20 protein-coding genes are annotated in these 19,498 nt (G+C 49.0%); 6 read left to right on the top strand and 14 right to left on the bottom strand.

Annotation, left to right across the window (positions count from 1 at the left end; all coding sequences use genetic code 11):
• Positions 1 to 88: 88 nt before the first annotated feature.
• From sufE to sufA, 6 genes are read right to left on the bottom strand one after another with little or no spacing between them, the layout of a single operon-like run.
• The gene (gene sufE / locus AC3ISQ_RS10205; RefSeq protein WP_489352859.1) at positions 89 to 505 is read right to left on the bottom strand and encodes a cysteine desulfuration protein SufE; all 417 of its coding nucleotides are present in this window, start codon (positions 503 to 505) and stop codon (positions 89 to 91) included.
• A gap of 8 nt (positions 506 to 513) precedes the next feature.
• Positions 514 to 1,734, bottom strand: coding sequence for a cysteine desulfurase SufS (sufS, locus tag AC3ISQ_RS10200; protein ID WP_489352857.1), 1,221 nt, complete (start codon positions 1,732 to 1,734; stop codon positions 514 to 516).
• Positions 1,731 to 3,017 (bottom strand): Fe-S cluster assembly protein SufD, encoded by a 1,287-nt coding sequence (gene sufD / locus AC3ISQ_RS10195; RefSeq protein WP_489352856.1) that lies wholly within the window; start codon positions 3,015 to 3,017, stop codon positions 1,731 to 1,733. The genes sufS and sufD overlap by 4 nt, the downstream gene beginning before the upstream one ends.
• Positions 2,992 to 3,738, bottom strand: a complete 747-nt coding sequence (sufC, locus tag AC3ISQ_RS10190; protein WP_489352854.1) for a Fe-S cluster assembly ATPase SufC — start codon at positions 3,736 to 3,738, stop codon at positions 2,992 to 2,994. The genes sufD and sufC overlap by 26 nt, the downstream gene beginning before the upstream one ends.
• Positions 3,739 to 3,756: 18 nt before the next feature.
• The gene (gene sufB / locus AC3ISQ_RS10185) at positions 3,757 to 5,256 is read right to left on the bottom strand and encodes a Fe-S cluster assembly protein SufB (RefSeq protein WP_489352852.1); all 1,500 of its coding nucleotides are present in this window, start codon (positions 5,254 to 5,256) and stop codon (positions 3,757 to 3,759) included.
• Positions 5,257 to 5,270: 14 nt separating this feature from the next.
• Complete coding sequence (gene sufA, locus AC3ISQ_RS10180) at positions 5,271 to 5,642, bottom strand: Fe-S cluster assembly scaffold SufA (protein ID WP_489352850.1); 372 nt, start codon at positions 5,640 to 5,642, stop codon at positions 5,271 to 5,273.
• Positions 5,643 to 6,193: 551 nt separating this feature from the next.
• On the opposite strand from sufA, the gene AC3ISQ_RS10175 reads away from it, so the two are divergent.
• Together AC3ISQ_RS10175 and AC3ISQ_RS10170 are read left to right on the top strand one after the other, a co-directional pair.
• On the top strand, positions 6,194 to 7,921 hold the full coding sequence (locus AC3ISQ_RS10175) for a recombinase family protein (RefSeq protein WP_489352848.1): 1,728 nt from the start codon (positions 6,194 to 6,196) through the stop codon (positions 7,919 to 7,921).
• A gap of 191 nt (positions 7,922 to 8,112) precedes the next feature.
• Positions 8,113 to 8,496: a hypothetical protein gene (locus tag AC3ISQ_RS10170; protein ID WP_489352846.1), complete on the top strand. Its 384-nt coding sequence runs from the start codon at positions 8,113 to 8,115 to the stop codon at positions 8,494 to 8,496.
• Positions 8,497 to 8,566: 70 nt separating this feature from the next.
• On the opposite strand, the gene AC3ISQ_RS10165 is transcribed toward AC3ISQ_RS10170, so the two are convergent.
• The 8 genes from AC3ISQ_RS10165 to AC3ISQ_RS10130 form a co-directional block, all read right to left on the bottom strand.
• Entirely contained in the window at positions 8,567 to 8,785 is a 219-nt protein-coding gene (locus tag AC3ISQ_RS10165; protein ID WP_489352845.1) for a hypothetical protein, read from the bottom strand.
• Between the two features lie 1,386 nt (positions 8,786 to 10,171).
• Positions 10,172 to 12,241: a tape measure protein gene (locus AC3ISQ_RS10160; protein ID WP_489352843.1), complete on the bottom strand. Its 2,070-nt coding sequence runs from the start codon at positions 12,239 to 12,241 to the stop codon at positions 10,172 to 10,174.
• Between the two features lie 4 nt (positions 12,242 to 12,245).
• The gene (locus tag AC3ISQ_RS10155) at positions 12,246 to 12,518 is read right to left on the bottom strand and encodes a hypothetical protein (protein ID WP_489352842.1); all 273 of its coding nucleotides are present in this window, start codon (positions 12,516 to 12,518) and stop codon (positions 12,246 to 12,248) included.
• The gene (locus AC3ISQ_RS10150) at positions 12,518 to 12,916 is read right to left on the bottom strand and encodes a hypothetical protein (RefSeq protein WP_489352840.1); all 399 of its coding nucleotides are present in this window, start codon (positions 12,914 to 12,916) and stop codon (positions 12,518 to 12,520) included. The genes AC3ISQ_RS10155 and AC3ISQ_RS10150 overlap by 1 nt, the downstream gene beginning before the upstream one ends.
• 183 nt (positions 12,917 to 13,099) lie before the next feature.
• Positions 13,100 to 13,693, bottom strand: coding sequence for a hypothetical protein (locus AC3ISQ_RS10145; RefSeq protein WP_489352838.1), 594 nt, complete (start codon positions 13,691 to 13,693; stop codon positions 13,100 to 13,102).
• Between the two features lie 78 nt (positions 13,694 to 13,771).
• A complete protein-coding gene (locus AC3ISQ_RS10140; RefSeq protein WP_489352836.1) occupies positions 13,772 to 14,641 on the bottom strand; it encodes a hypothetical protein in 870 nt (289 codons plus the stop codon).
• Positions 14,613 to 14,819 carry a hypothetical protein gene (locus AC3ISQ_RS10135; RefSeq protein WP_489352834.1) on the bottom strand — a complete coding sequence of 69 codons (207 nt, stop codon included), beginning with the start codon at positions 14,817 to 14,819 and terminating at the stop codon, positions 14,613 to 14,615. Before AC3ISQ_RS10135 ends, AC3ISQ_RS10140 begins: the two co-directional genes overlap by 29 nt.
• A gap of 19 nt (positions 14,820 to 14,838) precedes the next feature.
• Positions 14,839 to 15,255, bottom strand: coding sequence for a hypothetical protein (locus AC3ISQ_RS10130; RefSeq protein ID WP_489352833.1), 417 nt, complete (start codon positions 15,253 to 15,255; stop codon positions 14,839 to 14,841).
• Between the two features lie 2,002 nt (positions 15,256 to 17,257).
• Here AC3ISQ_RS10130 and AC3ISQ_RS10125 point away from each other — a divergent pair.
• The 4 genes from AC3ISQ_RS10125 to AC3ISQ_RS10110 all read left to right on the top strand — a co-directional run bounded on the left by AC3ISQ_RS10125 (position 17,258) and on the right by AC3ISQ_RS10110 (position 19,450).
• Positions 17,258 to 17,617 carry a hypothetical protein gene (locus tag AC3ISQ_RS10125; RefSeq protein WP_489352831.1) on the top strand — a complete coding sequence of 120 codons (360 nt, stop codon included), beginning with the start codon at positions 17,258 to 17,260 and terminating at the stop codon, positions 17,615 to 17,617.
• Between the two features lie 31 nt (positions 17,618 to 17,648).
• The gene (locus AC3ISQ_RS10120; RefSeq protein WP_489352829.1) at positions 17,649 to 18,692 is read left to right on the top strand and encodes a major capsid protein; all 1,044 of its coding nucleotides are present in this window, start codon (positions 17,649 to 17,651) and stop codon (positions 18,690 to 18,692) included.
• Between the two features lie 84 nt (positions 18,693 to 18,776).
• Positions 18,777 to 18,971, top strand: coding sequence for a hypothetical protein (locus tag AC3ISQ_RS10115; protein ID WP_489352827.1), 195 nt, complete (start codon positions 18,777 to 18,779; stop codon positions 18,969 to 18,971).
• A 110-nt stretch (positions 18,972 to 19,081) separates the two neighbouring features.
• On the top strand, positions 19,082 to 19,450 hold the full coding sequence (locus AC3ISQ_RS10110) for a hypothetical protein (protein WP_489353221.1): 369 nt from the start codon (positions 19,082 to 19,084) through the stop codon (positions 19,448 to 19,450).
• Positions 19,451 to 19,498: the final 48 nt, after the last annotated feature.

Genomic DNA, 19,498 nt, shown 5'->3' with positions numbered 1-19,498 from the left:
ACGCTTGAAAAACCTATAAATAAGGCTTTGTCAGATTGTTAATCTGGGGAATGTAAAGGCTTGCTGACATAAGCAAGCCGAATAGGATTTAGCGTATTTGAGCGGCTTTAGTGCGGATTGCGCGGATCATCGCCTCCAAGCCTTGCGAGCGAGAAGGCGTGAGGTGCTGACTGAGTGCTAACTCGGCGAAGAAAGGACGTACATCGAAATCGACAATCTGTTGCGGCGTCATTTGTTGATAAAGAATAAACACCACGGCCAGCAATCCTTTGACGATCGCCGCATCGCTATCACCGTGGAACGCCACTGCGCCCTGCTCATCTTTACGCATCACAATCCACACTTGGCTTTGGCAACCAGAAATCAGGTTCTGCGCCAAACGATCCGCGTCTTCCAGCGCGGGTAGTTTGCCCCCCAGCTCAATCACATACAGGTATTTTTCTTCCCAATTCAGACAGCGGGAAAAATTACGCGCCAACTTCTCTTTGTCTGGCAGATTTGCCATAACACCCTCTAACCTAATAATTTTTCGATGCGCTGCAACCCAGCCACTAACCGATCGACTTCTTCGCGAGTGTTGTATAACGCCAGCGAAGCACGACACATACTCGGAACTTGATAATACGCCATCAGCGGCATCGCGCAGTGGTGCCCCGTGCGAATGGCGATACCATATTGATCCAAAAAGCTTCCAACATCAAAGGCATGATGTTTACCCAGATTGAACGCGATCACTCCGCTGCGTTCGGCGGGGCCATAGATTTTTAACGTCGCCACCTGCTGCAAAGCTTCTTGCGCATAGTGCATCAGCGATTGTTCGTAATCGTGGATCGCATCCAACCCTAACTCATCCACATACTGAATCGCAGCGCCTAAACCCATCATACCGGCAGTATTTGGTGAGCCAGCTTCAAAGCGCCACGGCGGCGCGGCATAGGTGGTACCTTCAGTCAGACTAACCTGTTGGATCATCGAACCACCACCTTCCCACGGCGGCATCTGCTGCAACAGATCTTGCTTGCCATATAAAATACCGATACCGGAAGGCCCGTACAGCTTATGGCCGGAGAACACGTAGAAATCACATCCCAGCGCCTGCACATCCACCTTTTGATGCATCACCGCCTGCGCGCCATCCACCAACACTTTTACCCCAGCGGCCTGCGCCACGGGGATAATTTGCTCCAATGGATTAACCGTGCCCAACACGTTAGAAACCTGGGTGATAGCTAGCAGTTTGGTGGTGTCATCAATCAGCGCTGGCAACAGAGCCAAGTCCAAGGTGCCATCTGGCTGTAACGGCCACACGCGTAATTCAATGCCACGTTCTTTTGCCAACATCTGCCAAGGGACGATATTGGCGTGATGCTCCATCTCGGTGATGATAATGCTGTCGCCCACTTGCAACAGATGGCGGCCAAAACTGTTCGCCACCAAATTGATGCCTTCGGTGGTGCCTTTAACGAACACAATCTCTTCCGCCGAGGCGGCATTGATAAAGCTCGCCACCTGCTCACGCACCGCTTCCATTTGCTGCGTGGCGACGGCACTCAGTGTATGAATACCGCGATGCACTGCCGCGTAATCGTGACGATAAAAATTCAGCTCGCGATCGATAACCGATTGCGGTTTCTGCGCGCTGGCAGCGCTGTCGAGGTAGGCCAATGGCTGGCCGTTAACTTCGCGCGCCAGAATAGGAAAGTCTGCCCGCACGCGTTCAATCGGATAACTCATGCAACCTCCTTCGGCAAGCGCTGAGCAATACGCGCTAACACCCATTCGCGGAGTGTTTCGTTTTCAATGCCTTCGGTCAGTTCAGCAGCAAAGGCGAAAATAATCATCTGCTGCGCCGCTTGGCGGTCAATACCGCGTGACTGCAAGTAGAACATCTGTTCTTCGTCGATACGCCCAATGGTCGCACCGTGGCTACATTTCACGTCATCGGCATAGATCTCCAATTGAGGTTTGGTATCTACCTCTGCCACTTTGCCCAACAACAGGTTGTGGTTGTTCATCTGTCCGTCGGTTTTCAGCGCGTGTTGTGCCACTTTAATCATGCCGTTGAATACTGCCTTGGCGCGATCGCTGACCACGGTTTTATGCAACTGACGGCTTTCACAATAACCTTTGTTGTGTTCCAGGTAGGTGCGGGTGTCGCACACGTCTTTCCCAACCGGCAGCACCAGACTATTGATCACCAAATTAGCGCCTTCGCCATTCAACTGTGCGCTGGTGTTATGTCGCGTTAGTCCCGCGCCCAGCAGGAAGCTATCGCTTTTCACCTGCGCGTCACGACCAATCACCAGATCGTTATGGGCGAAGTGGTAACTTGTCTGGCTTTCGAACGCCAGTTTGCTGTGACGCAGTTGCGCATTGTCATCCACACTGGCGGTCAGGCGTGCACCGGTAAAGTGGGCACGATCGTTCAGGCTGACATAATGCTCAATCACTTCCGCTTGTGCGCTACGGGCAATTTCCAAATGATGGCGATGATGAACGGTGTTGATTTCCCCTTCACCGCCATGACCACTGCTGATATGCAGTAAATACAACGGACGTGCAGGTGCTTTACCTGCCGCTAAACGGATCAGGCTAGTTTCCTGCGCCAAGCTTTCGGTCAGATGCAGGAAAATCTCTGGTTGTATCGGATCAGGCAAAGCCAGCAGGCTGCCATAGTTAGCGATTTCGAACTGGTAATCGCCCAGATCTCGATCGCTCAACTCTGCATTGAAGCATCCATCAACAAACACCAACCGATAAGCTTCGATCGGCAATGCCAAAGCATCACGCTGAGCTACGGTGATTTCTGGCACTTGCGGCGTTAAGAAACGTTGCTCCAACAGTCCTTCCAGCGGGGTGTATTTCCAATCTTCATGCTTACGTGTTGGCCATCCCAGACGCAACGCCTGTTGCCAATGCGCCAACGCATGAGCGGAATGTTCACCACCACGGGTTTCAAACAGGCTGTAAAGCTGCTGCAAGGCATGTGAGTTATTGTTGGTCGGTAAGCCAGCCATATCCTTGCTCCTCCAACTGTTTCACCAGTGAGAAATCACCGGATTTCACAATACGCCCTTGAGAAAGTACGTGGACATAATCGGGTTTGATGTAATCCAAAATACGCTGATAGTGAGTGACAATGATGAAAGCGCGTTTACCATCACGCAGCGAGTTAACGCCATTGGCGACAATTTTCAACGCATCAATATCTAACCCAGAATCGGTTTCATCCAGAATGCACAAATCCGGCTCCAGCGCCGCCATTTGCAGAATGTCATTGCGTTTTTTCTCGCCGCCGGAGAAACCGACGTTGACCGAACGAGTCAACAAATCAGCCGGCATATTCAGCAACTCAATTTTAGCTTCGATAAAATCGGCGAAATCGAAACGGTCGAGCGGTTCTTGTTGACGATATTTACGTACCGCATTGACCGAGGTCTGTAAAAAGAAGTGGTTGCTGACGCCGGGAATTTCCACCGGATACTGGAACGCCAGAAACACCCCTTCGCCCGCGCGATCTTCTGGATCTAACTCCAGCAGGTCTTTGCCTTTGAAGGTCACTTCACCGGCGGTCACTTCATATTCTTCACGGCCAGCCAGCGTAGCGGAAAGCGTGCTCTTACCGGAACCATTCGGCCCCATAATCGCGTGAACTTCGCCCGGTTTAATTTCCAGACTCAGACCTTTAAGGATCTCCGTCCCTTCTGCGCTAACTTTCAAATCTTTGATACTTAACATGCTGTGTCCTTGGGGTGCTTAACCGACGCTGTGTTCTAAGCTAATGGCCAAAAGTTTTTGTGCTTCCACCGCGAATTCCAACGGTAGCTCGGAGAAAACGTCTTTACAGAAACCATTGACGATCATCGAGATCGCATCGTCTTCGCTGATGCCACGCTGCAAGCAATAAAACAGTTGGTCATCACCAATTTTCGAGGTGGTGGCTTCATGTTCCAGATGGGCGCTGTTGTTACGCGCTTCGACATACGGAAAAGTATGCGCCCCGCTATTGGGGCCGATCAGCATCGAGTCGCACTGGGTAAAGTTACGCGCGTTTTCTGCACCGGGCAGGATCTTGACCAGCCCGCGATAAGTGTTCTGACTGTGCCCAGCGGAGATGCCTTTAGAAATGATGGTCGACTTGGTGTTTTTGCCGATGTGGATCATCTTAGTACCAGTATCGGCCTGTTGACGCCCATTGGTCAGCGCCACCGAGAAAAATTCGCCGATCGAGTTATCGCCCTGCAAGATCACACTCGGGTATTTCCAGGTAATCGCCGAACCGGTTTCGGACTGCGTCCAAGACATTTTAGAACCTGCACCTTCACAGAGCGCACGCTTGGTGACGAAGTTCAGAATACCGCCTTCACTTTCGCCCCCCGCGAACCAGTTTTGCACCGTGGAGTATTTCACTTCGGCATCTTTATGCAGGATCACTTCCACGACCGCCGCGTGCAGTTGATAACTGTCGCGAACCGGAGCCGAACAGCCTTCAATATAGCTGACATAACTGCCTTCATCGGCGATCAAGATAGTGCGTTCGAACTGGCCGGTTTTAGCGGCGTTGATACGGAAATAGGTCGACAGTTCCATCGGGCAACGCACGCCTTTTGGCACATAGACGAAAGTCCCGTCTGAGGCCACAGCAGCATTCAGCGCGGCGAAGAAGTTGTCGTTATGTGGAACGACGCGGCCGAGATATTGGCGCACCAGTTCGGGATATTCTTGGATCGCTTCGCCGAACGAGCAGAAAATTACCCCGCTCTCTGCCAGTTTTTCGCGATAAGTGGTGGCAACAGAAACCGAGTCGAAAATCGCGTCCACCGCCACTTCGCTACCTTCGCGCACCGGAACGCCCAGCTGATTGAACGCCGTTTCGACTTCGCTGGTCAGATAATTATTTTCCGTGAGTGCCACACCGGGTTGCTGTTCCGCTCCCGGCTGCGAACCGCAAGCATCGTCGCAACTGCCACAGGACGGCGCGGAGTAATAACTGTAATCTTGATAATTCAGCTTGTCGTAATTCGCTTTCAACCAATGTGGCTCTTCCATCTCCAGCCATGCACGATAAGCCTGTAAGCGGAATTCCAGCATCCACTCAGGTTCGTTACGCTTGGCAGAAATCGCGCGCACCACCTCTTCGTTGATCCCTTTGGCCAACTCATCAGTTGCCAGTTGGGTAAAGAATCCTTCTTTATAGCGACCATCGCTGACCCAAGCCTGCACATCATCGGTTGTTTCTACATTGCTTCGTGTCATGTTGATTGCATCGCTCAAACGCCAAAACTCTCACCACACCCACAGGCATGTTGGGCTTTGGGGTTATTGAATTTGAATATCTGATTCAGCCCATCACGGACAAAATCTACCGTGGTACCGTCGATAAACGGCATCGCTTTCAACGGCACATATAATTTGGCACCGTCACGTTCAAACAGCAGATCGTCAGCAGCAGGCTCACGTGTCAGATCCAACACATAGGCAAACCCGGCACAGCCCGATTGCTTCACCCCGAGTTGCAGCCCTTTGACCTGCGAGTCTTGCTGCATCAGTTTGATAATTTGCTTTACCGCGCTGTCGCTAAGCGCAACGCCTTGCCAGACATTTTCATCTAGGGAAAAAGTACCGACAGTTTCCGTTTGCATAAGATTTACCTCGTCGTGATGCCAACCCAGATACTGATTATCTTCCAGTTACTGACTATGTTAGTGATAACAATTATCACTTCAACCGTTTGTTTTACGCGGGTATGCAGTTTGGCGATCGTTTTCGAACCACCACAGCCGAACCCCAAGTAAGAATGATAGCCAATATCCCTATGAATTTATTGATATATTCGTGCTATTTCGCTTAGTCCACTACGGTCGTTAATCTCCGTTTTAAACATTCATAGAAAATACCTATTTCTGCATGTTGTCTAGATTTAAACGTGCCCCTCGCTGGCTAAAAAACTGCCAGCCCACTCATTTAAGTTTAGTCGCTGCTGGTCAAATTGGGCTTCTGCGCGAGATCCGATAAAAAATCTTCACTTAGCGATTGATCGTTTCAGTGAACATAAATATGATAATGATTATCATTAAGATTGATTCAGGCGTGGATAAATGAATACTTCGTTCAATGCGTGGCTGCTGAGTAAACCTAGTGTGATTTAGAAAACTAAATAGATTAAGCTAGGCAAATGACGAAAGAGGCCCACATGACCAAACGTAAATTATATAGCTATGTCCGCTGGAGTTCTGACAGGCAATCCAAAGGGACAAGCCTCGATAGGCAGACAGCCAAGGCGAAAGAGTTCGCCCACTCCCACAATTTGGAGCTTGTGGAACTGCTGGACGCTGGCTTGTCTGCGTATCGTGGCAAGAACACCACACAGGGGGCCTTAGGCGGCTTCATACAGGCCGTAGAAAGTGGAGCCATACCAAACGACAGCTATCTATTTGTGGAGAACCTCGACCGCCTGAGCCGTCAAGATATCCTAACCGCCAACAAGTTATTTTCCCACCTTCTGGAGCTGGGCCTTACGGTTGTCACCGGGATGGATGGCAGGATATACACAAGGCAATCAGTTACAGCCAATCCTACCGATCTAATGTTGTCAATCCTGCTATTCAGTCGAGCCAATGAGGAATCCGCCACCAAACAGAAACGCGTGTACGGCAATATCGCCGCACTAGTGGAGCGCCACAAAGCAGGCTTGCCAACCACCATTAAAACAGCCGGATCACACGTCTGGTGGGTCGATGCCAGCGGCGACAAGCATACAGCAGTACAACCCCACCCCGCACTGTGGGAAGCTGCTAGGAAGGCCGTAGAGCTGTTTCTAGATGGGTATTCAGCCCATGCTGTGTGTGATTACCTCAATGAGCATTACGACGCCCCGCCTGTACGAGTCACCAAAGCAACCAACAACCCGGACAATCTGGGAAAGTGGTCCTATCCCCTGCTCCGCCGTATGAAAACCTCGAGAACGCTGATCGGTGAACGCACCATTAACGCGGGTGATATTACCTACACCCTAGAGAACTACTATCCGGCACTGTGCAGCCCTACAGAGTTTGCTCTGTTGCAAGACTTGAACGAGAACAACAAGCTAACGCAAGGCCCTAAGAAAACCCGGATCACTTTGCTCTCTGGGTTGGGGGTATTGAAGTGCGGGCACTGTGGGGGCGCTATGACATTCATGATCGGCACTAAAGGAAAGATTCGCTACATGTGCGCCAACGGCAAGGACCGGATCGGCAACTGCAAAGCGTGGTCTATTGGGTTGGATATATTGGAGCGGACATTAGTCCCGGCACTGGTACGCGGCTATATGGATTACACGTTAGGCGGCAATGCCAAGGGTGACGACATCAAGGAATCAATACAGAGCGCACAGGAGGCCCTACAGGCGATTGAGTCACAGATTGAAAACATCACCAACGCAATCACGTTAGGCGGCAATCTGGCCCCGTTGGTTGAGCGTATGGGGGCATTATCCAAAGTGAAGGATTCCAAATTGTTGGAGGTGGAAAGGCTGAACAGGTTGGCCCTCCTCTCTGAGTCTGAAAGCGGAGCAATCGACAAGATTACAGACTTTATCCTACAGATCCGGCCCAACGTCCTAGCAGACCTGAATCACCCGCTACGCTTGCAACTGCGTGAAGCTGTAAGGGCTGTTATTGAGTCCTGCACAATCCACAAACGGGAGGATAGAGGGCTAGCCATTGTTTACACCATCAAGGGGAGTCCGTTCCGTACCGTGCACGCGTTTGTTGCCGCCAACAAAGGGCACTACAAGGAAACTGTAGTAAGCATAGGATCCGACGGTCAGCCACTCCCAGACGTTGGAGACCCACACAAGTTTGATGTCGCCATAACTAAGATAGTTGATGAGATGGGACTACCACCCATAGACGGGGGCTTGATGTGGGCGAGGAGGTAATTATCCAGCCCACAGGCCCTAGGGATTACATCAAGATATACCCACAGGCCACCATTGAAAGAATTATTACCGGTGGTTGATTGTATAGGTTGATATGTAGATCAGGCTCACACCATATGATTGACAAACATTTCTAATATTGGGATCTTTAAGATGCAGATCGCAATAAAGTGGTGAACTGGAGATATTTAATGTCGGATGATAATGATCAGCCTAGACCTGCCGTGTTAAAAACAACCGTAAATGGTGTTGAGCCAACAGTCGCTGTCGAGCAAGGAGAATCGATAATTCAAGATATGCAGCAACAAGGCATATGTGAAGCGCGTTTTACCGATGGCACCTATTTCAGTCAAGACGCTTCAGGTACCGCAACAGTATCCACAGATGGCCTAATGGTGATTAAGAAAGAACATACAACACACTTAGTTTTCAGAAATTCCGGTAGCACAGCCAATGAAGCTTTAGAGGAGGTTTCCTCACTTTCCACTCAAAAAGTGATCGGCGCGTTTTCTGGAAGATCTCAACCATGGGTATCTGATCAACTGGGCCTAAGCATTGAAGACGATCATAAATAGTAAGAATAAAAATTAAGCATCAGATTACGAACAATAATCACATAGGCCAATCAGGTATGATTGGCTTTCCCTAACTCCCATTTTCAGTGTCGAATGTCTTAGCGTAAGGGCATTTACCCTTTGTGACGTACTGGAAGCTGCGGATCGAATCCTCGTAGATGCAAAGCGTTTTGCCGTTGGAGAGCTTCTCACTTGTCGGATTGCTCATGGTGATCTTACCGGCATATGCGGACGATACGGACATCACGCCAGCCAACAGCATGATCATTCTCACAGTGATCATTTTCATAGTGCTCTAACTCCCTATCTCTTTCTCTCTGTATGGGGTACCCGGTTAAAACGGGCCACCTCTTCAGGTGGGTGTATGGGGAAATATCCGGGGACTTTCTGATGATTATCCGGGTATTTATCGGTGTACAAACCGAGCTGCTAGGCACCCAGAATGGGGGGGTCTACTTATTTACCTTATGTTCTCCAAATATCAGCAGGGCAATGCTCTAACACCCTATCAGGCCTCCTGTACACCTCCGTATTGAATCCATCTTGAACCTGAATACCAATCCATACCTTAAACTTTAAATCTCACACAAGCCGTTACAGAGCGCTCTAGCGTGTCTGGCTTACTGGTGCCGCTGCCGCTGCCGGTGCACAGTTGGTAGGTAGCTGATTAGCCTCTACTGCCGCCTGTACACGGGTGCATCGGTGCGATGCAGGGAGTAGCCCCGCTAAAGGCTCCCTACCCACGCAGACCGCGTAAACACTGGGTTTTGATCTGGTGATTGGTTACTTTTTGAATGGCTATTTAACATAATGACTCTTAAGCGCACCTTTGCAACAACCCCGACCAGTTGCCTTTCTACCCTCTAAATCCATTTGGTAACGCTACGCCAATTCTGAGACAACAACCAAGGGCAGAACAGGCCAGATTTAACAGAGATAACTTGAAATGTGGATAAGTCGATCAGGCTGTGGGTAAGTCCAACCCGAAATCGTGATATTGATACTTTTAGGGACTTCACCCGCTTATGCTTCCAACCCTCCAAAACCTTCCCTAACGGCCCGTAGCCGGTTCGACTCTCTAAGCTAATGCGAGTGGTTGCCATTTGCTTTTTGGCCTTTGGTGCGCCTAAAGGGGCCACGCCCTGCAATGCCGTAGGCTTGCACCCGTAAACGGGCAAGACTGCCAGCGTATCCCTTTTTGGCCTGAAAAGGCCCTTTTTGGGCAAGAAAAAACAATAAGAGCGAAAAGCGTGTTTTGCTACACCACACCCTTTTTATACCCCTCTGCAATTATTTTTGCACGGTATATTTTCCGCATGAGATAACTACATATGTTATTAATTGCATTGGATTTTCTTCCACATAGTAAACCTTCCGGGAGAGTCTAACCAGTTTTGAGGGTGCAGGTCCACACAATAAGATTGATTACTTTACGTTCAATTAGCCAGATCATTACCACGATTAAACTGTATTTAATTCGATTTAATGCGATTTAATCCGATAATTAGACATGGCGGTTTTACCGCTGGATACCTTCAAGGTTTCACCCATAATTCAAGGTTCCACCCACAATATGGACATTGGTCTTGCTCAATAATTAGCCGAGCTATAGGCAAAAGAAAAGGCCTACCCTTTCACAGGTAAGCCTTAAAATTAGTAAGCCCCAAGTTCACTGTCAATTGCTGCCTTGTAATAGCATGTTGATCTGCTGTGTCTCTCGATCATCCATCACGCCCTGCACCAGACCTTTAACAGCACCGTCAACAACTTCGACCCTGCTTGTTACCTCCAGCTTGTGAGTTTGTGGTAGTGGGTTCACAGGGTTACGGTAGTTATTCATTAGAGCACTGCCTGAGGTAACCGGATCAAGGTTAATGGTTGGTTTGAGCGCATCCGCTGCAATCTTGTTGGCATCAAAGTTGGCCCACCCGCCAGCTTTCCAACGAGCCGCGATAGAATCCAGCAAGCCTAACCCGTCTGCCTCTCTGGTGGCGTTGTCAGCGGAAACCAGAGCATATCCGCCTAAAGCTACAGGATAGGTGTAAGGGTTCATAGCTGCCGCACCTACAGCACTACCACCAGCGAGCAAAGCACCTTTGCCAAGCTTACCAAACTTAGATGGTTGTTTGGTTGGCTTGGTTCCCTTAGGGTCTTTACCAGAGACGCCGCCAGAGGTAGCCGCCTCGATGCCGCCTAAAGCTGCAATGCCTTTCATGACCCCAAGTAGCTTAGTCAGTGGGTTGATAAATCCGATAATCCACTTCAAGGCCCCGCCAAGCTTCCAGATGCTACCGGCAAACAGGGTTACACCAAGCGCATAAGCCGCCATTTCTCCCCAACCTTTTAGGCTTTCGAATGAGACGCCCATATCTTCAAGGTAACTTGCTCCGGCTCTCGCCACAAATACGATTGTGTTGTACAGCAATCCAAATGCATCAGTAGCGCCCTCGATTACGTTCCCGGCAAGGTCACCCCAGAATTTAAAGGTGTCTGCGTTGTTGTTCAGCGCGGCTGATATGGTATCAAAAGCGTTGGTAAGGGCTGACCCAAACCCACCTTCAAAGAATGCCCCCATAGATGCCTGCATGGCAGTTTTAAGGCGTTGGTAGCTAGCACGGTTGGAGTTAATAGCCTTATCCAGTGCCCCGCCGTTACGAGCCAATGCCTTGAACTCATCACCAACAGCCGGGAGTATGTCTTTAGCCAACAGTTGACCCGTTTCCATCATCTTGAAGAGGTCTTTCTCTGTAAGGTTGGCGTTGTTCTGGGTCTTCTGTAGCGCCTTAACAAAAACGCTTACAGCGCCCGGGATCGCATCACCCAATTGACCTTTCAATTCTTCGGCCTGCACAGTGCCTTTAGAATACATCTGGTTAAGGGCTTTCAGTGCACGGCTCTGATCGTCTGCTGTGGCTCCTAGTACAGTGCCATACTCGGAAACGCCTTCAAACAGTGTCCGTGTTTGCTTCTGTGTAGCCTTATCACCAACGGCGGCTAGGAACTTGGTGTAATCCTTGCCTGTACCAATAAGATCCAAGCCTAAACGGTTAGCCTGATCACGTAGATATTGCATCTCTTTGGCGGCTTTATCTGCTGACCCGGTGACGGCTGTTAGCCCTGATTCCATTGATTGCAGATCTTGGCCTGTATTCATGATGGAACCACCAAGCGCCACAGTTGCCGCAATGGTGATTGCTCCACCTGCACTCTGAATAAGTGAGGTGTCCAACTTGGTAACCCGGGCGGTCACAGGCAGAATCTGCCCTTTCATACCAACCTTGCCTTGGCGGCGCATGGTGGATTGAAGCTTGCTAACCGCTGCGTTGTACTCACCCACCGCAAGCTTGCCTTGGTGGAATTGACGAGTCAGATCACCAAATTGGGAAAGGGATTCTGTACGCTGTTTACCGGTCAGGTTATAAGCTGATGCGGCTGTATTGAATCGAATAGACTTGGCGCGGATCTGCTGAACCTTACGTTCTGCCTGAACCTGTTCACGGGCTGCTTGTTTGGCTGCTGCCGCTTCTGCCCTTGCTGCCTTGGTTCGGCGGGTATACTCGGATTGTTTGAATCGTTCCCCACCTGTTGGGCGGGTCCCGTTGGTGGTCTTACCCATCACCTTTCCGGCTTTCTCCCACTCTTTTTTGATGCTGCGGATCTGTTTTACAGTTCTGGCGTAGGAATTCTTATCACTTTCATATACTACGCGGTTCACTGTTTTAACAACTACGTTGTTCCCTGCCATTTGGTTACTCTCCTTTAATCTCTGAAATAGCCAAACCCACAGATGCGGCGGTCAGCTTATTGATCTTGGTCTGTGGTCGATTCATGGTTAGGTCAGATCGGATCAACTCCAAATCAGCCAGGGTAATCAGGTGACGCTTTACAGAATCCACAATCTGAGTAGGACGCTTACCCAGTACACGAGGGAGCAACTGATCAACTTTCGGGTCTGGTTGCGTAAGGTTGAAGAGTTGGACCGGGCAAACCACATCAAAATTAATGTAGGGATTTGATTTCATTAGTTTGTACCCTTCATTTTCAGAGTTGCGAGGATGCCTTTTAGGTTGGCTTCTTGCTCTGGTGTCAAAACGGTTATCCCGGCCTTGCAGATCTCAACCTTGACCATTCTTTCCTTAGATTTGGTCAGTAGTGATACAGGGCGCTGGTTGGCGCTGTAACCCTGATCCACATGACAGAGTGCAATCCCACGGGATTTGACCTTGCGGCCTTTATCCTCTGGCAGATCATCATTCAATAGGTCTTTGTTACGTTCAATCAGGGCCGCTAGAGCGTCCTGTGTGCTCTTCTCGAGGTCTTGGCGGGGCTTGTCTACCATTTCCGCCTCTGCGGCTTTACGGTGGGCCTGAACGTGGATTTCCACAGTTTTGATCAGGTCGGCGATTGATGATTTAAACATGGGTAATGCTCCTTAAAATTAGGTGTAGGGTGCTTATGGGAGTTAGTGCTGTTATGGTGCTTAGGGTGGCGCTTGTGTTGGGATTACTGCGGGTAGAGCTGGGAGAGAGCTTGATAGGCTATGTACAGGATCACGATGTGGCGCGGACTGAATGCCCTTAGCCACATATCGCAAAATAAGTGATTAATGATGTGTTGCCGATAATCTGCGTTTTGTAGCTCGCTTAATCCTCTGATCCTTATCAAAACCACTTGTAGCCAGCTTACTGCTCTTCTCATCGGCTTTAGCTGCCTTGGTTGGTTTATAAATCGGTGAACTTACATTCAACGGGCGGGGGCCGTTCAGCGACTCCAAAATTTCAGACCAATGACGCATGGTGCGAGCCAGTACCGGAGAATATGGGTATTCGGTGAGGTAGCGTTCCACAGTCTTGATATTGAGACTCATCAGTTTTGCAATCTCCGCGATGCTCTTCCCTTCCTCGTTCATCACCATACACATGTGAACACGGCACCCAACGGGTATCTGAAATCGGGCACGGAGGCGGTGGTTAAAGCTTTTTCGTTGTTCCAACACAAAAGCCAAATCAGCGTGGAACATATTGCAAATCTGTTCCGGTGTGTAACCCCAGATGCAGGCCCGGCGAATCCGTTCAATCTGTTGTGGCGACAGGTTCATTCCTCTAACCTTGGTCTTGGTCAGTGGCTTGCAGATCAGGCGGTTAGCCATGTTATCGATCGCGTTCTCTTCACTTGCTGAAATTACTGGATTAGTCATTGCGCCCCTCTCCCATTGTGGTATGATTAATTTGTAGAAATTTAACCTAACGAAACCTAGAAAAGTTAAAAGAATCCGTTAAAAGGCATAACCAGCCTCGTCCGCTGTCTCCTCGTCTAGGTCATAATCAAAATCACCATCTATAACGAGCTGTGCGGGCTGCTGTTCACTTTGTTTGGCGTTAAAGTGGAATGTATCGATCTCCCCCTTCAATCGCTTAGCGGCCTTTACACGGTCACCACGGCACATGTGCATAATCTCGGGCAGGTTGTATTTAACCCCGAAGTTATCCGCTATCTGTGTATACAGATCCAAATCGTCTTTAACGTCTACTGTAATCACTTCATCGCTCCTATCGTTATCACTACCATCAACAGGTAAAACAGAATCATTTGCTGCCTTCTCTTCTTTTGGTTGGACTGAATCAATTACATCGGTGATAACTGGAAGAGGATCGCAAGACTGAACATCATCCCCGCCGTTGTAGAGATCAGCATCGTTAGGTTGTTCTTCACTTTCCACAATAGAGAGCTTAGGTTTACGCTTTGCAGTTGGATGGCTTGCATTTTGTTCACTCCTCACAGCTTCTTGGATCACGTACTCGTTAAGATTGTATACGTTAGCTTTTCTTGCACGGCGTTGAACTTCATTAATAAGTCCGGCGTCAGTCATGGTCTGGACTAAGGTTTTAGCTGAACGGTCAGTGATTCCACACATGACGGCAATCTTTTCCATTGTGTAGAAAACCTTCTTATTGTCCCGCTGATAACTCAGCATCGCCATGTATACCAACTTCATGTTTCCGGTCAACTTGATGCCGTTAACTTCAGTAGCGTGGAGGATGTACTGGTCAACCTTGATAAAGTCGCTGCGTTTGTACTTCTCGGAGACTGTGGTTGAAACTGTAACTACTGGTGAATTATTTACTGCTTGTGGTGCTGTGGTCATTGTTGGCCTCTTCTGAGTTAATGTTTACGATGTGGCGGATACCGTCACGGATTAATGATTGAACTGAAACACCCTTAGCTGCGGCTAAAGTGTGCAGGGCCTTGGTTAGGCCCACATTGCAGGAAACGACAAATTCATTTTTCCCGGTGTTGCTGTTATGTCTACGTTCGCCCAACATATCTCCCCCCTATTCTTAGTTATTGGCGTGCGATTGATTCGCCGGTCAACTCTTCAAACTCCCCGGCTTTTTCCAATGCCCAGATAGTGAACAGGTCGCTTGTGCTGACTTCCATCCCTCGAGCCTCAAAGAACGACTGGTAAGCAACCAGCGTGTCAGTCAGGACGGTTGAGCCGTTCCACATATCCAGAGTCAGACGCAGTTGTAATATCTCGTCTGCTGTCATTGGTTCCGCCCGGTCTGCCAGTCTCAACGCTTGAGCTGTAAAGTTCGGATATTGATCAACCTCTTGGCTCATCGCCTCTACAATGTTTTCCGCTAAGTCGTGGCGACCTTGACGGCGGAATCGGCTAGCCTGCTGCTGCAAACTACGTTTTGTTACATCGCCATTCGCCAAACGGCGGGCCACGGCGGATACAGAATATTTATCACTCATTGCTTGCAATCTCCTCTGTGTGTGGTATGCTAATATTGATGAACTATATTTAATTGAATCTCAATCAACAGTGATCATTTTACCATACATTGTTGCATCTGTCAACAAAAATTGAAATTTATTCTTGACTTCTTGCCATAAATGATCATCAAAGAATTACGAGCGATATTAGCGAGTGATTAATTGATGATCATTTATAAAGATCAGGGGTTAGCGTAGCGTCTACGAGCAGGAGCGAGTAGAGATCATAAGTAAGAGTCTTCTGTCTAAAAAACTCCACACAGGTAAGCTCTGAGAAGATCAGCGTGGAACGCACTCTGTGGGATATTCTGGAACGTACTCTGTGTGGGTTTATCTAGAACGCGCTGAAATAGCCTCTGCGGCGCTCTCTGGTCTTGGTGGCGTGGTTGGATGGGTTAAGCTGTTTAAACGCCACTGTGGGCCGCTGTGCTCTTCCTGTGGTGTGCCTCTGTCTGTGTGGCTGGCGTATACGGTTACCGTGTGCGGTTATGCCCCCGCCGCCGCCCATGAGTCACCTTCGCATCGCTACGGTGTCCAAAGGGTCTTGCTTGCTGGAGCAAGCGCTTCCAAAGAGGCGCATCTGGAAGATGCTTACCAAGAGACAAACCAATCAACCATTATCCCTTTCAATCTCTCCCGCTCTTGACCTTGGCCCTTGTGTTCTAATGCCGTTATGGTGTTGGTGTTTTAATTAATGTTCTTATAGGGTGAAAAAATTGCACTTCATGAGGGTAGTTATGGGGAAATATTTTCACTTCATCTTTTCCGTTATGGGGAAATATTTTCACTTCATGATCTGAGTTGAAGGGTCGACTTGGCTTATTAACTGTCTACTTGGTCAGCCTCTCAGGCGTCACTTTGGAAACCTCCCCAACTTTGGAAACCTGCCAGTGTGGAATCCTCTAAGTGTGGAATCCTCCAACCTTTGGATCATCCCTCCCACCTTTGGAAGCCTACGGCACACTTTGGACTCGCCCCGGGCGTACCTATAGGACTATCCCGGCGCTGACAACCCTACCCCTTGGATTATGCCGCACACCAAAAACACACAAAACACATTACGTCAACATATTTTGCATAAAATCTTGCAATTCGTTGATTATTTTGATAAAATAGATATATAGACTGAGAGAAAAAACCTTCACCAGTAACGCACTCTACGTTTATATCTCCTTATCGAGGAATACGGAAACATAGCTTTAGCCAGTGAAAATCCGGGGATGTCCGGCGGGGTCTCCTCCCGCCGGGGACATCCTTAAGCATTATCGAGCATAGTGTTTAAGGATGTTTGCCCCTACGCAAGGCGAATATCTCCTAATAGACAAGGTTACGGGCCGTCGCTGGCCCGCCCTTTCTTCTGTTTACTCAGCAGCAAGAGTGACCACAAGAAAGGGCAATTCTTGCCCCTCAAAAGTGTGCAGCTTTCAAATCTTTCTTCACAGAGTCTAGCCGGTGCAATGCCGGTAGTTGTTGGTGATCCATTCAATAATCCAACAGCAATAAACAGACGGGCGCAAAACCTTGAACTGTTTCCGGCAGGTAACCCCGCCGTTTTCTGTGTGTGTCTTTGCTTCCAAGCTTCCCCGGTGGTAGTGGTGAGGGCATACAACAGAAACCAACTCACCATTAGTTTCAATCTCCTTTGAGGGCTGCTAATCACAGCCCTTCTTTTTATGTTCCAAGACAAGCCCACATGCCCGCTCTCTCCGAGTGTTGCCAGCCAGCTAGGCGTGTGGGTTTCTCTTGGCATATCTAAAGATTGCCACCCTCCCTATGGGGATCTTGTTGGTTGTGGTTGGTGTGATAAATCCTGTGGGTGTAAAAGCCCACGGGAACCTAACTCCCCCTCCCCACAAACTACACAACGATCTTCAACCTGATTGCACTCGCAATGGTGGCACCCTGCCACACCCTGTGGACTCACACCCCACAAAGGCCCGTTTCGTTCGGGCATAACCTCAATCAATAGTAAGGATCTCAAATGCAAAAGTTTGAATATCAGCCTACCACTATGGGCGACATTCTCGTTGATACCGCGTCTGACTTGTTCAGCCGTACCGAACTGAAAGGCGTCAGCCTACCGAAAGATGTTTTCGTCGGCGATATCTTGTCTAAAGACACTTTGGAACTGTTCAAAGCTGGTGACGCTAATCCTATCGTCTGTCTGTCTGACCGCTCCGCCGGTACAGAAAAGACCATCCGAATTGTGGATCGCCACGTTGTGATCACTGATTTCCGTCTGAACGCTGCCGACGCAGCCGCCAAAAAAGAAGCACTGACCAAACTCACAGAAAGTGGCTCTATCCGTCTGGCAACCAACGCTGATTTTTACAAAGCGTAATCAACCCAATTTTTAGAAGGAATTAATCAAGATGGCTAAGACTGTAAAAGACTTGAAACGCGATTATGAAGGCTATGACTTTGTGGCACCGTTCAAAGAAGAACGTAGCGGTAACTTCCTGCTGCAAGAGCTAGACCTGTTCGCCACATCGCCAAGCAAATCCCCGAGCGCACGCGTTGCGGATATTGTGGAAAGTGAAGCTAAAGAGTTAGAACAGAATGACAGATACGGCACCGATACCAACGCCGTTGTTATCGACAAGGCGACCATGTACGAAGCGGAGCTTCCAGTGGTTCACCAAACCGCAAGCATCCGTCCGCACGACTGGCAAGGCAAAATCAGCGCTATCGATGGCAAGGAAATGACCATTGAAGAATGTATCGCTGCTCGGGCGGATCGGTTCAATATCGATTACAAAGAGCGTGTTGAGAAAGATCTATCTATGGCAGTGTTCCAAGGTAAGGCCGAGGCGATCCATACCGATGCGGGAAACGTGGACTTCTCTGCCGTCACCGGTAAATCACCGATCAGCCAAGAAATTGACTTTGGTGCTCTGAATACCAACGAACTGACCACCCAGTTTAACAAGGCACGTCGTGCCTTGAACCGGGAACTGCGTGGCGCTCGTAGCTTCGTAGAGGGTCTGGTGGTATTCGCTGGCGCTGAGTTGTACGACTCTATCCGCACCAACGCCTACAACCGCGAACTGACTCAGTACAATGTCGCCGGTGCTCCTAAGAACGCATACACCAACCAACTGATCGCAGGCTTCGAATTCTTCGATTGGCAGAACATGCGCTTCATCCTGATCGATGATGACCGCTACGAGTTGGACGAGAAAGCCGGTCTAATGTTGCCTAAGTTCTCCCGTACTGATGTAAACCCAATGCGTATGATTCAAGGGCCTTGCAGTCGTCACCAAACCGTTGCACAGGGTGGCGTTCAGGCTCGCTATGGTTGGACTCGTGTAGATGACCACGGCATGATCCACATGGAACAGGAATTCAGCCACTTGCCGCTGAATCTACGCCCTAACATGCAAATGAAGTTGAGCATCAAAGAGAGTCAAGCTTAATTCTCTTGTGCAGATGGGGGCCTAGCGCCCCCGCTGTTGTTTCTAGGCTTCATTCATTGATACTTTTAATTAACGAGGTGAATAATGAAAATTTCAATTAATGATAGTTTGGGTTTCCAACTCTTCCAGCACTTCACACCAGAAGTGATCAACCGCTCCGCGCTGTGTCGTCTGATGGGTTTTGATGAAAATCAATTCCATCGGTACGAGAAGAAAAATGGTTTCGAACGTGCCGTGAAGCACTTCAAAGAGCAAGCCAAGAAAGCCAAACAGAATTAATAAGAAGGCCCCGCCGTAATGGTTGGGGCCTTTTTTGTTGCCTGAATTTCAGTGATCAGTTGCCTGCAATCCAAGGATCCTCTATTGTTGTGTAAGTTACATCAACGAAGATCGATGACTACAAATTCAATATCCGTGACGCCACAGTTGATTTCTTTATGGCGGAAGCGGCGCTAAAACGGCCAGAATGCAATGTTAACCATCTGAAACGTTACAACAATATCAGTTTGAATATGGCTAACCTGTGCTTGGAAAATGGGGATGACGAGAGTTATTTACACTCCTTGAGCAAACTGCATAACCGTTTGATTATCGAGATCAACAACCCACAGCGTTGCCAACTGTTTCGCGTACAGAGTTATCACTTTGCTCGCCATACCTTACGGTTGATCTGTCAGAAATATACGTTGGAAGGAACCTGGGATAAGGCGACCGCTTTTCAAAAAGACTTCGTCAAGCGGGTTCCCTTCCAGCTATAACAGTCAGCAGGCTAGTTTTTCACCATCTATACTCAAAGGCAGATTATT

The organism is Serratia sp. KH_031 (assembly GCF_057839655.1).
Note: the sequence above shows the minus strand (reverse complement) of the source record. Positions and strands in the feature narration are given on the sequence as shown.